The organism is Actinoplanes derwentensis (genome assembly GCF_900104725.1).
In the GTDB taxonomy this organism is placed as follows: Bacteria; Actinomycetota; Actinomycetes; order Mycobacteriales; family Micromonosporaceae; genus Actinoplanes; species Actinoplanes derwentensis.
Genome location: NZ_LT629758.1, coordinates 7,933,696 through 7,947,808 on the forward strand (window position 1 = coordinate 7,933,696; position 14,113 = coordinate 7,947,808).

Annotated in this window: 12 protein-coding genes; 8 read left to right on the forward strand and 4 right to left on the reverse strand. The window is 68.3% G+C overall.

Annotation, left to right across the window (positions count from 1 at the left end; all coding sequences use genetic code 11):
- The first annotated feature begins 55 nt into the window (after nucleotides 1-55).
- From BLU81_RS35195 to BLU81_RS35210, 4 genes are all read left to right on the forward strand, one after another.
- Nucleotides 56-373 carry a MerR family transcriptional regulator gene (locus BLU81_RS35195; protein WP_092551289.1) on the forward strand — a complete coding sequence of 106 codons (318 nt, stop codon included), beginning with the start codon at nucleotides 56-58 and terminating at the stop codon, nucleotides 371-373.
- Between the two features lie 360 nt (nucleotides 374-733).
- Nucleotides 734-1,570, forward strand: a complete 837-nt coding sequence (locus tag BLU81_RS35200) for a hypothetical protein (RefSeq protein WP_157751947.1) — start codon at nucleotides 734-736, stop codon at nucleotides 1,568-1,570.
- A gap of 194 nt (nucleotides 1,571-1,764) precedes the next feature.
- On the forward strand, nucleotides 1,765-3,585 hold the full coding sequence (locus BLU81_RS35205; protein ID WP_092551295.1) for a site-specific DNA-methyltransferase: 1,821 nt from the start codon (nucleotides 1,765-1,767) through the stop codon (nucleotides 3,583-3,585).
- Nucleotides 3,586-3,588: 3 nt separating this feature from the next.
- Complete coding sequence (locus tag BLU81_RS35210) at nucleotides 3,589-5,865, forward strand: DEAD/DEAH box helicase family protein (RefSeq protein ID WP_092551298.1); 2,277 nt, start codon at nucleotides 3,589-3,591, stop codon at nucleotides 5,863-5,865.
- Here the strand turns inward: BLU81_RS35210 and BLU81_RS35215 are convergent.
- The 4 genes from BLU81_RS35215 to BLU81_RS35230 all read right to left on the reverse strand — a co-directional run bounded on the left by BLU81_RS35215 (nucleotide 5,771) and on the right by BLU81_RS35230 (nucleotide 9,418).
- Nucleotides 5,771-6,526: a heme ABC transporter ATP-binding protein gene (locus tag BLU81_RS35215; protein WP_092551301.1), complete on the reverse strand. Its 756-nt coding sequence runs from the start codon at nucleotides 6,524-6,526 to the stop codon at nucleotides 5,771-5,773. The genes BLU81_RS35210 and BLU81_RS35215 overlap by 95 nt on opposite strands.
- Complete coding sequence (locus BLU81_RS35220; protein WP_231953650.1) at nucleotides 6,523-7,530, reverse strand: FecCD family ABC transporter permease; 1,008 nt, start codon at nucleotides 7,528-7,530, stop codon at nucleotides 6,523-6,525. The genes BLU81_RS35215 and BLU81_RS35220 overlap by 4 nt, the downstream gene beginning before the upstream one ends.
- A gap of 77 nt (nucleotides 7,531-7,607) precedes the next feature.
- A complete protein-coding gene (locus BLU81_RS35225) occupies nucleotides 7,608-8,633 on the reverse strand; it encodes a heme/hemin ABC transporter substrate-binding protein (RefSeq protein ID WP_092551307.1) in 1,026 nt (341 codons plus the stop codon).
- Nucleotides 8,630-9,418, reverse strand: coding sequence for a hypothetical protein (locus tag BLU81_RS35230; RefSeq protein WP_157751948.1), 789 nt, complete (start codon nucleotides 9,416-9,418; stop codon nucleotides 8,630-8,632). The genes BLU81_RS35225 and BLU81_RS35230 overlap by 4 nt, the downstream gene beginning before the upstream one ends.
- A gap of 125 nt (nucleotides 9,419-9,543) precedes the next feature.
- Here BLU81_RS35230 and BLU81_RS35235 point away from each other — a divergent pair, with 125 nt between their 5' ends.
- From BLU81_RS35235 to BLU81_RS35250, 4 genes are all read left to right on the forward strand, one after another.
- The gene (locus tag BLU81_RS35235) at nucleotides 9,544-10,728 is read left to right on the forward strand and encodes an HtaA domain-containing protein (protein ID WP_231953651.1); all 1,185 of its coding nucleotides are present in this window, start codon (nucleotides 9,544-9,546) and stop codon (nucleotides 10,726-10,728) included.
- Between the two features lie 76 nt (nucleotides 10,729-10,804).
- Complete coding sequence (locus BLU81_RS35240; protein WP_092551316.1) at nucleotides 10,805-11,797, forward strand: WxL protein peptidoglycan domain-containing protein; 993 nt, start codon at nucleotides 10,805-10,807, stop codon at nucleotides 11,795-11,797.
- A gap of 67 nt (nucleotides 11,798-11,864) precedes the next feature.
- On the forward strand, nucleotides 11,865-12,530 hold the full coding sequence (locus tag BLU81_RS35245; RefSeq protein ID WP_092551319.1) for a biliverdin-producing heme oxygenase: 666 nt from the start codon (nucleotides 11,865-11,867) through the stop codon (nucleotides 12,528-12,530).
- Between the two features lie 100 nt (nucleotides 12,531-12,630).
- A complete protein-coding gene (locus BLU81_RS35250; protein WP_092551322.1) occupies nucleotides 12,631-14,103 on the forward strand; it encodes an Ig-like domain-containing protein in 1,473 nt (490 codons plus the stop codon).
- Nucleotides 14,104-14,113: the final 10 nt, after the last annotated feature.

The following is a 14,113-nucleotide window of genomic DNA, read 5'->3' on the forward strand; positions in this document are numbered from 1 at the left end:
TAACCCTGGGCCCCGGCGCTTGCGCGCCGGGGCCCTCGTGCATGGAGGTAACTATATGGCCCAATCCGACGATATGTTCGGAGACGACGACTATCCTGCCTACACGATGGGCCGCGCCGCGGAGATCACTGGCGCATCGCAGGACTTCCTGCGGCGGCTCGGCGAAGCGAAACTGATAGTCCCGATCCGTTCCGGCGGCGGTCACCGGCGCTACTCGAAGTACCAGTTGCGTCTAGCCGCACGAGCGCGGGAGATGGTCGACGAGGGCATCGCCCTGGAAGCGGCCTGCCGCATCATCATCCTTGAGGATCAGCTCGAAGAAGCCCTCCGCCAGAACGAGGAACACCAGCGCAGACTGAATTCTGCCGACTGAGCGACCCCACTGAGCACCGACGCCGTACAGCGGCCCAGCATGATGCCGGGCCGCTTCGCGCGTTCAAGGACCAGCGGTAGGTGACGGCCAGCACGCTGGAGAGCAGACCCTTCGGGTTCCTGGAACGAGGATTCCGTCGATTCATCAGGGTGGCCCGAGAAGGTCGTCCGTGAGCGAAGAACTCTGATGTTTGAGACGGTTGAGAGCTAATTTGCCGATTGATCCGTGGTTGCGGGCCGGGCCCCTACACTGAGATTTGACCACGAGAAGTGGCAATCCGATTACTTTCAGTGAATCTTCAGGCTTGTCCTTTTCGGGCCGGTCCGATGAGCGCTGTCCAGGAACCTTTGAAGGTGTGCTGTGAAACGAACGATGGCAGTCCTCGCCGCTGCGACGATGTTCGCCGGAATGCAGGCCGGACCGGCTCTAGGAATGCCGGAGGCGGCTGGTCAGCCGTCCGACTGCATTCCGGTGAACGACAGTTGTGTCTACCTGTCCCAGATCACCGAGAACACGCCGATCTACATCGTGGACGGTCCGGGCGGTGAGGTGCAGGGCTACGACGACTTCAGCCAGTACGTGCAGGTGCTGCGGAGTTACGGGGTGGCGATCAGTTCCAACGGCCAATCGCTCAGCGTCTCCGGCGGCGGCTACCCGACCTATCCGCCGGAGGTAGACCCGACCTATCCGCCGGAAGTGGACCCGACCTATCCGCCGGAGCCGGAGGAGCAGACCTACCCGACCGGTGAGGAAGAGACGACCTATCCGCCGGAGGAAGAGGAGCCGACCTACCCGACTGGAGAGGAAGAGACGACCTATCCGCCGGAGGAGGAGGAAGGTCCGTACTACTCGTTCGCCCGGGTGGCTCAGTCGGCGGAGATGTCGGATTTCGTGAGCTTCTTCGACCAGAGCAACTACTCCGGCCCGTCCTTCTCGGTCGGTGTGGGTGGCCCGCACGACCTGGCCGCTGTTCAACACCCGAACGGGGGGACCTGGTCGCGGCGGATCTCGTCGTTCATAGCGAGCGGCGGCTCGCCGACCAAGCCGGGTGTCGTGCTCTGCGCCAAGTTCAACTGCAGCAAAGCCGGCTGGGTACGGACCTTCAAGAACGGCACCGAGATGTCGCTGGCGCCGCAGGGTGGCCTACCGGCCGCTCCGTTCAACAACGCGGCCCGGGGCGTGATCGTCCTGAAGTGAGCCGGAGCAGCGCTTCCGCCGGGCCACCGCATTCGGCCCGGCGGTCGCGTTTCGGCCTCGGGCCGCACCGCCCTCGCGGGGACGATGCGGGGCTGTTCCCGAGCGTACCGAAAAATGTTTTTATGGTATTTCCGTGGTAGGAAAGGTGCTTTTGCCGGGTAGGGTACGGGTTCCGTGGAAACCGAGGACGGCCCGTGGAGAAGCTGCCGAGCGCCACCGACCCGGCGTCGCGCGATGTCGACCGGCTCGCCGACCTGTTCCCCCTAGTCGTCACCGAGGTGACCGACGCGGCCGGCAATCTGACCCGGGCCATCGACTTCGACCTGCTCAGAGAGCATCTTGACGGGTATGTGGCCGACGGCGCGCCGGAGCGTTACCGGTTGGACTGGCCGGGCCGGCGGATGGCGCAGCGGGCGGCGCGCGAGCCGGCGACCGGGACTCTACGGCCGTCGCGGGCCGAGTCGGTGGATTTCGACGGCACCGGAAATCTGTTCATCGAGGGCGACAACCTCGATGTGCTGAAGCTTCTCCAGGAGCCGTTTCTCGGGCGGATCAAGGTGATCTACATCGATCCGCCTTATAACACCGGCAACGATTTCATCTATGACGACGACTTCTCGCAGACCCGCGCGGGCTATCTGGCCGGGTCGGGTCAGGTGGACGGGGTCGCCAATCCGGAGTCGGGCGGGCGGTTCCATTCCCGGTGGCTGAGCATGATGTATCCGAGGCTCGCTCTGGCCCGGGATCTGCTCACCGACGACGGGGTCGTCTTCGTTTCGATCGACGATCACGAGGTCGACAATCTGCGTAAGATCTGCGCGGAGATCTTCGGCGAGCAGAACTTCGTGGCCCAGATCATCTGGCAGAAGGTGTACGCCCCGAAGAATTCGGCCCGCTGGTTCTCCGAGGATCACGACTACATCGTTGTCTTCGCCCGGAATCGGGAGCGCTGGCAGCCGCGTCCGCTGGCCCGCACGGAGGCGATGGAAGCGCGATACCGGAATCCGGACGGTGACCCGCGTGGCCCGTGGAAAGCCGAGAACATGTCGGCCCGCAACCGTTATGACGCCGGTGTCTACCCGATCACCACGCCGTCCGGGCGGGTCATCGACGGGCCGCCGCGCGGCAGTTACTGGCGTGTCTCCCGGCAGCGTTTCGACGAGCTGAACGACGACGATCGCATTTGGTGGGGCGCCGGTGGCGACAACGTGCCGGCAGTGAAACGCTTTTTGTCCGAGGTGTCGGCCGGCCGCACCCCGCAGACGCTCTGGCCCTATGACGAGGTCGGCCACACTCAGGACGCGAAGCGCACGCTGCTGCGGTACGTCCCGTTCGAGCACACCGCCAACGTCCTGAACTCCGTCAAACCGGTCGAGTTGGTGCAGCGTGTCCTTCAGCTCGCCGGGCGGCCCGATGACGGTGACATCGTGCTGGACTTCTTCGGCGGCAGCGCGACCACCGCGCACGCCGTTCTCGCGCAGAACCGGGCCGACGGCGGCAACCGACGGTTCATCAGCGTGCAGATCCCGGAGCCTCTGCCGGTGGCCGAGAGCGGCCTGTCGTCGATCTTCGAGATCGGGCTGACCCGGGTCCGCAACGTGGTGGCCGAGATGGGCTCGGGGGCTGGCTTCCGGGTCCTCCGTTGGGATTCGTCGAACTTCGCCGAGATACGGACAGTGCCGGACGACCTCGCCCAGGACGCCGTGGCCGAGCACGCGGACCTGGTCAAAGCGGACCGGACCGCCGAGGACCTGCTGTTCGAGGTGCTGATCAGATCCGGTCTCGACCCGGGCCTGCCGATCTCCCGCACAGACGGCTGCCTTGTTGTCGGCGCGGACGATCTGGTCGCCTGTTTCGAGGAGCGGATCGACCCGGACGTGGTGCGGGCGATCGCCGGACGGCGGCCGGTCCGGGCGGTCTTCCGGGACTCGGCGTTCGCCGGTGACGCGGCCCGCATCAACGCCGAGCAGATCTTCGCCGAGTTGTCGCCGGGTACCGACGTGAGAGCCGTCTGAACGGTGCGGCTGCGGTTCAAGGTGCAGGAGTTCCAGACCGAGGCGGTGGCCGCGGTGGTGGACTGTTTCGCTGGTCAGCCCCGGTATCCGGGGGGTGTTCGGAACGCGCCGATCGCACTGGGCGAGGGGCGGCTGCTGGCCAACGTGCGGGCGGTGCAGGACCGGGCCGGGCTGCCGCTCTCCGAGGCTCTGGCCGGCGGCGACGTCCCGAACCTGGATGTCGAGATGGAAACCGGCACCGGCAAGACCTACGTCTACATCCGGACGATCATGGAACTGCACCGGCGGTACGGCTGGTCCCGGTTCATCGTGGTGGTGCCGGGGGTGGCGATCCGGGAGGGAGTGCTGAAGACGTTCGCGGTGACTGCTGATCATTTTCAGCAGCTGTACGGCACGCGGCCCCGCTGTTTCGCCTATGACTCGTCGGCTCTGCACGAACTGGACCGGTTCCGCTCCGGTGCCGGCGTCCAAGTCATGATCATCAACTTGCAGGCGTTCAACTCGGCCTCCCGCGAGAACCGCCGCATCTACGAGGAACTCGACGGCTTCCAGTCGCGCCGCCCGATCGACGTGATCAGCGCGGCCCGTCCGGTTGTCGTGATCGACGAACCGCAGCGGATCGGCTCGGCCCGTTCGCTGGAGTCGCTGAGCCGGTTCGGGCCGCTGCTGGTGCTGCGCTATTCGGCCACCCACCGGGTCCGGCACGATCTGGTGCACCGGCTGGACGCCGCTGAGGCCTACCGCGAGAAGCTGGTCAAACGGATCGCGGTGATCGGAGTCGACGGAGTGGCCGGGCCGGCGAAACGGCGGCTGCAGATCCGGGAGGTGATCCGTGCCCACCTGGAGAAAGAGAGGGAACTGCACGGCCGGGGTGTCAAAGTGCTGTCGCTGTTCTTCATCGATCAGGTGGTGAAGTATCGCGATTACCGTCGTGCCGACCAACTCGGTGAGTACGCCCGGATGTTCGCCGCTGAATACGCCGCGCTGACCTCGGGCGAGCCGGACGGGCCGTATCGCCGGTATCTCGCCTCGATTCCGGTCGAGCGGACCCATCAGGGCTATTTTGCGGTCGACCGGAGGACCGGGCGGCAGGTCGACGGGCGCGCCTCCGATGTGGATGCTTATGACCTGATTCTGCGGGATCGGGAGCGGCTGTTGTCGCTATCCGAGCCGGTCCGTTTTGTCTTCTCGCACTCGGCGCTCCGGGAGGGCTGGGACAATCCGAATGTTTTCGTGATCGGTATCCTCAAAAGCGGCGAGGGTGGTGTCTCGCGGCGTCAGGAAATCGGTCGTGGGCTACGGCTAGCCGTAGCTCAGGACGGTCAACGGCTTGACGATCCGGCCACCGTGCACGAGATCAACGAACTGACAGTGGTCACTGACGAGTCTTATGCGGCATTTGTCGCCGGGCTGCAACGGGAGTCCTGGACCGGCGAGGTGATCGACGGCCGACAGCTCACCAAAATCTCTTTAAATGCCAATTTCCGCCGGTACGATTTTCAAGACGCCCTGTCCCGGATCAGTCCCCGGGTCGTGTACCGAGTCGAGTTCGACTCCAGCCTGCTGATCAGGCGTTGTGTCGAGGCGGCGGATGCTCGGCTGTCGGTGGAGTCGGCGCAGCATGTGGTGCAGTCAAACCAACATGTAGCGATATTTCCGTACAAGTCGGGTGAAGCTGTTGACCTCGTCGGAGCGATCGCCGACCGCACCCGGCTCACCCGCCGCACCGTCGGCACGATCCTGACCCGGCTCCGCACGGCCACCTTCGCGCTCTACCGAGCAAACCCCGATCACTTCATCATCGCCACCGCCGAGCTGATCAACCAAGAGAAGTCCGGCTTGATCACGGAGAGCGTCAGCTACCAGGTGATCGACGGGCAGCACGAGATCTTCGGCGGCCGGTCCCCACGACTCGACGTCAGCCGGGCCGGGCCCCGGCTCGCCAAACACGTCTACGACCACCTCGGCACCGGTTCGGCGTTCGCCCGCGAGTTGGAGGCCCGCGACGACATCCTGGTCTACGCGCGACTGCCCGGCGACTTCGCCGTCCCGACTCCGCTCGGTGACCACCACCCGGGCTGGCTGATCGTCCTCACCGACCGGATCGTGGTGACCGCCGGTGACGACGACCCGGCCCGGATCGCGTGCGCCAGGCGCTGGGCCGAGACCCTCGACGGGGTCACGTTCAGCGCCTCGGTACTACCATCGGCGCACCGGTCCGCGGATGATCGAAAACTTCCACCTCGTGCTGATACACGTCCCCGAGCAGTTCAGCGGTGAACACTTCCCGGGGCGGCCCGACAGCGCGAACCCGGCCGGCCGCCAGGACATAGGCCCGATCGGCGTACGCCGCGGCCAGCCCCAGATCGTGCAGCACCACCACGACCGCCACACCCGCGACTGATCGTTCCCGGACCGTCCGCAGCACCAGCTCCTGATGTCGCAGGTCCAGGGCCGCGGTCGGCTCGTCCAGCAACAGCACCGGGGTGCGCTGGGCCAGCACCCGGGCCAGCGCCACCCGCGCCTGCTCACCCCCGGACAGTTCCGGGAACGGCCGGGCCGCGAACCCGGCCGTCTCGGTCAGCCGCATCGCCTCGACCACCGCGTCCTCGTCGTCGGCGCTCTCCGGCCGCCCGTGCCACGGCGCCCGGCCCATCCGGACCACCTCACCGACCGTGAACGGAAACGACAGCGCGGCCTTCTGTGGCAGCACCGCACGGCGCCGGGCCAGTTCCACCGGTTTCCACGCGGACAGCGAACGATCGCCGATCTCTATCTCGCCAGTGCAGGAGAGGTCCCCGGCGAGCGCGGCGAGCAGGCTGGACTTGCCGGCCCCGTTCGGGCCGACCAGGGCGACGACCTCACCCGGACCGACATGCAGATCGACGTCGTCGACCACCCGGCGTCCGCCGAGGCTCACCGAGACAGAGACGGCCCTCATCCCCAGCCTCCTGCCCGTGACCGGGTCCGCCGCAGCAGCCAGAAGAACGCCGGCCCGCCGACCACCGCGGTCAGCACCCCCAGCGGCAGTTCCTGGTACTCGATCGCAGTCCGGGCGATCAGATCCCCGGTCACCACGACCACCGCCCCGCCCAGCGCGCTCGCCGGGATCAGAATCCGGTGCCCCGGCCCGGCGGCCATCCGGATCAGGTGCGGCACCACCAGGCCGACGAAGCTGATGATTCCGGTGAAGGCCACCGCCGATGCGGTGAGCAGCGCCGTCACCACGATCGCGATGATCCGCAGCCGTTCGGTGTCGACGCCAAGGTGCCGGGCCGGGCGTTCGCCGAGGGCCAGGAGGTCGATGCGGCGGGCGATGAACCCGGACACGATCAGTCCGGCGGCCGCGCACGGCCCGGCCACCGCGACCGCGCCCCAGGTAGCTTGCGCGAGGCTGCCGAGCTGCCAGAACGCGATCGCCCGAACCCCGTCGTCATCGGTCATGAACATCAGCAGGCCGAGCAGGGCGCCGGCCGTCGCGTTCACCGCCACCCCGGTCAGGACCAGGGTGACGACCTCGGTGCGGCCCTGCGAGCGGGACATCGCGTAGACGACCAGGGTGGTCACGATGCCGCCGAGGAAGGCAGCTGCCGCGGTGGTCCAGATCCCGGCGACGGTGATTCCGGTGACGATCGCCGCCGCCGCACCGACCGCGGCCCCGGCCGAGACCCCCACTACGCCCGGTTCGGCCAGCGGGTTGCCGAACACGCCCTGCATCAGCGCTCCGGCGCAGCCCAGGGCCGCGCCGACGATCACCGCGAGCGCCACCCGCGGGAACCGGACCAGCCACAGCGCGTTCTCGCCCTGCACCGCCGACGGCAGTGGCCCGATGTTCAGCCCGAGCCGGTGCAGCACCGACCCGGCGACCTCGGCCGGCGAGATCGGCACCTGCCCTTTCCCGGCCGCGACCAGGCAGATCACCGTGAGAGCGGTGGCCAGACCCACGATCAAACCAGTTTTCCGGTACGTGTCCCGCGGCGTCCTGTCCGCAGCGGTCGCATCCGCGGGGTCCACGGTGGTCCTCACTGGCACGTCGCGTAGACCGCCCCGGCCAGCGCTTCCACGGCTTTGCCGGTGCGCGCCCCGAAGTTGAGCAGCACGCCGTCCTCCATGTCGACGATCCGGTTGTTCACTCCGGCCGGAGTCTGCGCGACGCCGGGCAGTTCGAGCAGCCCGTCCACTCCGCCGACCGAGTTGAGTCCCTCGGTCATCACCAGGATCACGTCCGGTGCCGCGTTGATCAGGCCTTCGCTGGTCAGTGGCCGGAACTTCTTCAGGCCGGCCGCGCTGCCCGCGTCGACGGCGCCGATCGCCTCGATCATCGCGTCGGAGCCGGCCCCCTCGCCACCGATCAGGTAGACCCCGGCCGTACCCCGCACGTAGAGGAACACGATCCGCGGCGGCGTGCCGTCTTTCGGCGCTGACTTCCGGGCCGTGTCGATCTCCGACTGCACGCGGGTGACCAGCCGTTCCCCGGCCTCGGTGACACCGAGCGCACCGGCGACCGCGCGGATGTGCGCCGGGATCGCCTCCAGGGTCTGCTCGTCGTCGACGATGACGACCGGGATGCCGGAGTCCCGGATCTGTTTGAGCACGGTGGCCGGGCCGATACTGTCGTCGGCGATCAGCACGGTCGGGTTCAGCTTGAGGATCGCCTCCGCCGACAGGCCGTGGCCTTGCGGCGTGACCAGCGGGAGTTTCGCCGCCGCCGGGAACGCCGTCGAGGTGTCCCGGCCGATCACCCGGTCACCGAGGCCGAGGCTGAAGACGATCTCGGCCAGCGAGCCGTAGAGGTTGACGGCCAGGATCCGGTCGGCCGACTTCACCGTGACGTCGCGGCCGTCGGCGGATTTCACGGTGACCGGCAGCCGGGGGACGGGTTTCGGGTCGAGTGGGTCGACGTCTTCCTCGGTCAGTTTCGCCGTCGTGGCGCCACAGTTCGCGGCGAGAGCCGTGCCGTCCTCCGGGCCGACCTCACTGACCGTGGTGCAACCGCTGGTGAGCAGCAGGAACGCGGCGAGCGCGAGGACTGTCGTACGGCGGATCATGCCTTCTCCTGCTTCGTCTTCGGCCGGCGGATCCGCCCGAGAACACCGGCGGCGAGGATGCCGACCAGGAACGCGCCACCGATGGACCACCAGTGGCCGAGTGGGGTGGCGCTGCTGGTGCGGTTCAGGGTGGGTTCGGCCGCTTCCAGGGCGGCCACGGTGGCGACGGTCGGCGGGACGGCGGTGGCGAGCTTGCCGGTCGGCGGCCCGACCGCACTGGCCTTGCCGCTCGCGGTGGTTTTCGTGCCGCTGCCCGTGGTGGCGGTCCGCGTGGTGCCCGGAGCCGGCGTCGGGTTGGTCACTGTGGACGGCGCGGCGAATCGGACCGGGATGCGCACGTCCTGGGAGCGGTCACCGGTGCGGGTGTGGTCGTTGCGGGTGACGATCGCGCATGCCCGGACGGCGCAGTCGATCTCCCCGATCATCTGGCTGACCCGGATCGAAACCGTGAAGGAGCCGTTCTTGCCGTACGGCTTGGTGAGGCCTTCCGCATAGGACGGTGGATTGGAGGAGATCCACACCGACGCTCCGGAACTGCCCGACATGTCCTGCCCGCCACCGCACGGCGACGGGAGCACGCCGGCCCCGTTGTCCAGGCAGAACGCGACGTAGATGCCTTTGGTCTCGTCGTACCCGCGGCCGGTCACCGTGACGGTCTCGCCACTCCGGTCGAGTTTTTTGGTCTTGGAGGCCGTGAGGCGTTTCGCGGCGGACGCCGGCGACCCCGTCATGGTGATGACCAGCAGTGCCAAGGCGGCGGCCGCCGCCCGTGACCCGATGCGCACCGAGTCCTCCATCTCACACGCTTCCGCTACGACCTTGATTGATCCCGGGAATTAGGTGAGGCTACCCTAACCGAACCCGCACTCGTGGGTCACCGCCCTCTTCGGACCTCATGGAAGGAACAAGCGTGGGCAAACTCAAGGGCTCGCACCGCACCGCACTGTTCGCGAGCGCCATCGCCCTCGGCGCCTCCACCGCGCTGTTCGGCATCACACCGGCGCAGGCCGCCGCGGTCACCGTCGCCGGCGGCAGCCTGGACTGGGGTTTCAAGGCCTCGTTCCGGGCGTACGTCGGTACCGGCAACGGCACCCCGCCGATCGCCACCCTGAACGGAGCCACCCGCAACACCGATGGCACGTTCGACTTCCCGGCGACGGGAGGCACCTACGACGCCGCAGCTGGCACCGCAACTGTCAGCTACGGCGGCACGGTCGTCTTCTCGTACCCGGCGCACATGTTCGAGATCACCGTGGCCAACCCGACAGTGGTCGTGGACGGCGACGGCACCGGCTCGCTCAAGGCCGACGTGGACCTGGTCGCCAACGGTGGCACCACCAACCAGCACCTCGACCAGGCCGAGATCGCCACCCTGGTCACCACCGCGCCGACCGTGACGGGCGGGGACATCTCGTTCGACTCGCTCGCCGCGACCCTCACCTCGTCGGGCGCCTCGGCGTTCGCCGGCTTCTACTCGGCCGGCACCGCGCTGGACCCGGTCACCGCGTCGGCCTCGGCGTCGGTCACCGAGCCGACCGACCCCACGGACCCGACCGACCCCACCGACCCGACGGATCCCACCGATCCGACGGACCCGACGGACCCGGGAACCGGCAACGGACCGGCCGCGCAGACCATCAAGGCGGCCGTCGCCGGTGGTGCGCTGACCCTGACGTCGGCCGGCACCGCCGTGTCGCTCTCGGCGGCGACGCCGGGCCAGACCGCGGCGGGATCCCTCAACGCGGTCACGGTCAGCGACCTTCGGGGCACCAACTCCGGCTGGGACCTGGTCGGCCAGGTGACCGACTTCACCTCGACCGGTGGCGGCAGCATCCCGGCCGCCAACCTCGGCTGGACCCCGGCCGCTCAGGTCGCCGGCACCACCCTGGTCGCGGCGAACGGCGTCCAGAACGCGGTCACCCCGGGCGGCGCTGTCGCTCCGGGCTCCGGCCTCGGCACCAGCCGCACCCTGTGCAGCGCCGAGACCGGTAGCAGCCTCGGCAGCGCGACCTGCGGCGCGGCCCTCAACCTCGGTATCCCCGAGTCCAGCGCAGCGGGTGAGTACAGCGCGGTTCTCACTCTGACGCTCGCCTGATCACTCGCGGGGCTTAGGAACCGGCCGGGAAATCCGCAACATTTCCCGGCCGGCCCGCCCCATCGTAAGGAGCGACATGACCGTCCGAGGCCTCCTGGCCGCGGTTCTTCTGCTGATCCTGATACCGGTCCCGGCACAGGCCGCCCCGAAGAGCTCCGACGTGCGCTGGTCGGTCCAGCCGTCGAGCGCGAAGGGCCCGGACGGACGTGACTTCATCATCCGGCGGGCGGCTCCCGGGGAGCGGCTCACCGATTACGTCGGCATCACCAACCTGACCACCCGGCCGCTGACCTTCACGGTCTACGGAACCGACGCCTACAACACCGACGACGGGTCGTTCGCGCTGCTCCCGGCCGCGCAAAGCCCGACTGACGTGGGCTCGTGGATCACGCTCGGAGCCGCTGACCTCACGGTCCCGGCCAACACCCGCCTCGACGTGCCGTTCGCCATCACCGTTCCGGTCAACGCCACCCCCGGTGACCACGCGGGCGGGGTGATCGCCTCGATCGCTGAGGAGACAGTCGACGCCACCGGGCAGAAAGTGCTGGTGGACCGCCGGGTCGCGGCCCGCGTCTACCTCACCGTCGCCGGGGCGGTGGCGCCAACCCTCAAGATCGATACCGTACGTCTGGAGTACGTCCAGTCGACGAACCCCGCCGACGGTGGCGAGATGACCGTCCGCTACCTCGTCCGCAACACCGGTAACCTGCGGCTCAACGGCACCGGCGCGGTCCGCGTCACCGGCCCTCTCGGCTGGGAGCTGGCCCGTACCGAGACCATGGAGATCCCCGAGCTGCTGCCCGGCGGCTCGGTGACCGTGACTGAGAAGATCACCGGAGTGCAGCCGACCGTGCGCCTCAGCGCCGAGGTCATCGTCGAACCTGCCCACTTCGAACAGAATCTCCCCACGGTCACCCGCGGCACCACGGTCTGGGCCTGGCCCTGGGCCTTGGTCGGCCTGCTCGCAGTAGGTTTTTTGTACCTTGCCTTCCGATTTGTCCGCAGCAGGTTGTCCCGCAAGCGGCAGAAGACTGAGCCGCTGGGTCTGGACCCGGCACCCGCTCCATGAGGATGATCAGAACGACATCGTCGTCGTGCCCCACCACCGCTTCGATGATCAGGAAGGACGAGCCGACATGACCGACTTCTCCACCCGGGTTCGCCGGGCCACCATGGTCGAGCACCGTGAGGCCGAGACCCGCGGCTTCATCTCCCGCCTGATGGGCGGATCGGTGCCGCTGCCCGGGTTCGCCGCACTCACCGCGCAGTACCTGGCGGTCTATCGCGAACTCGAAGGCGCCGCTGAACGGATGCGTGCCGCCGACGGTCTCGCCGCCGAGTTCGCCGACCCGGCCCTCACCCGGGTCCCGGCGCTGGAAGCGGACCTCGCCCACCTCTACGGTGCGGACTGGGAGTCGACCGTGACGGTCCTGGCCTCCACCAAGGCCTACACCGAGCGGCTCCGCGACCTCGCCGCCACGTCGCCGGTGCACTTCATCGCCCACCACTACGTCCGCTACCTGGGCGACCTCAGCGGCGGACAGATGATCGGGCGCAAGCTGTCGACGGTGTACGGGCTGGGCGAGGCCGGCACGTCGTTCTACCGTTTCGAGCAGATCCCGGACCCTCGCGCTTACAAGATCGATTACCGCGCGAAGCTGGACGCCCTGAACCTGCCCGAGGAGCAGGCCGCCGCCCTGGTCGCCGAGGCTCAGTTGGCCTTCCGCTTCAACGGTGACATCTTCATCGAGCTGGGCGGCCTCTTTCCGGAGAGCCCCGAAGCGCTGGCCCCCGCCGCCTGATTTCAATTCCGTATCGACGTCCACCGGGCCCGCGAACGGGTCTGGTGGACGTCGATACGGCTCAGTAGCGTGCGAGTGACCAATGTGTACGGGGGGCTCCATGCGTCACCGCGCCGTAATACTGTCCACTGTCCTCACTCTTGCCGTCAGCGCCACTCTCGCGTCACCGGCTCAGGCCGCCGCGGGGGTCGTCGTCGATCTCGGGATCGCGCCCGGCACCCGGATCAACAAGACCGTCGAGCTGCTGCCCACTCTCGCCGACGACACCGGTGTCACCCGGGTCAGCCTGTCGGCGAACAACGGGATCGTGGCCTCCGCCACCGCGAAACCATGGCGGCTGCGCTGGGACACCAGCGCCATCGCCGACCAGGACGTCCAGCTGAAGCTGATCGTCAGAATCGGTGATGCGGAGACGACAAGCGATCCGGTCATCGTGCGGGTCGACAACTACGCGCCGCTGGCGGACTTCCCGCGGAGCTGGGGCAACAGCAGCCAGTACCAGGGCAGCAGCAACAGCTTCACCGGGACGGTGGCGTTCAACCTGACCCCGCGGAATGACGCGGCGACGGTCCGGAGGATCGACCTGCTCGTCGGCGACACGATCATCGACACCGCCACCGCGGCGCCGTGGCCGGTCACCTGGGACACCACCACCCTGCCGGAGGGTTCGGTGCGCCTGTTCACCCGGACCTACGACGACCTCGGCAACGTCACGAGAAACACCGCCGCCCTGTGGGTGGACCGGTCCGCGCCGACCGTGGCCATCCGCTTCCCGGTGACCACCGGAGTCGTCAGCCGCGGTGCGCCTCTGCTGGTGGAGGCGAGCGACCCGGCCGGGGTCGAGCGGGCCGAGCTCTGGGCCGGCAACCGGCTGGTGCGCACCGACCGGACGCTGGCGAGTAGCGGCACCGGCACGGCCGAGCTGCCGCTCGACGCGGCAGTCCCGAACGGACCGGTGACGATCACCGTCAAGGTTTACGACAACCTGGGCAACGTCGCCGAGCAGACCCGCACGGTCACCGTCGACAACGACAAGCCGGTCGCCACCGGCACGCCGGCCTCGACGTACCTGCGAGGCACCGTCACCGCCGGCCTGACCGGTCTGCGCGAGTCGACCGGCCTGATCACCCTGGGCGCCTTCCTCGACGATCACTCCGGCACCGGCGGATACGTCTTCCGCAGCCCGTGGACGGTGCGGGTGAACAGCCGGGCGGCGGCCGACGGCAAGCACGTCCTGAACTGGTACCTGACGGACAAGGCCGGCAACACCACCCACCTGCGGCGGACGGTCTACGTCGACAACACCGCGCCCACGGTGCGGTACCTCAAGGCGCCGAAGAACAAGGCCAAGCTCTCCGGCACTATCAAGATCACCGCCAAGGCCGCCGACAAGTACGGCGTCAGCCGCGTCCAGCTGCTGGTCAACGGCAAGGTGGTGGCCACCGACAGCAAGGCCGGTTACGCCTTCACGCTGAACCCGAAGAAGTACGGCAAGAGCTTCACCGTGCAGATCCGGGCGTACGACCGGGCCGGCAACGTCAAGCACACCGCGAAGCGCACTTACCGCCGCTGAGCCCGGCCGT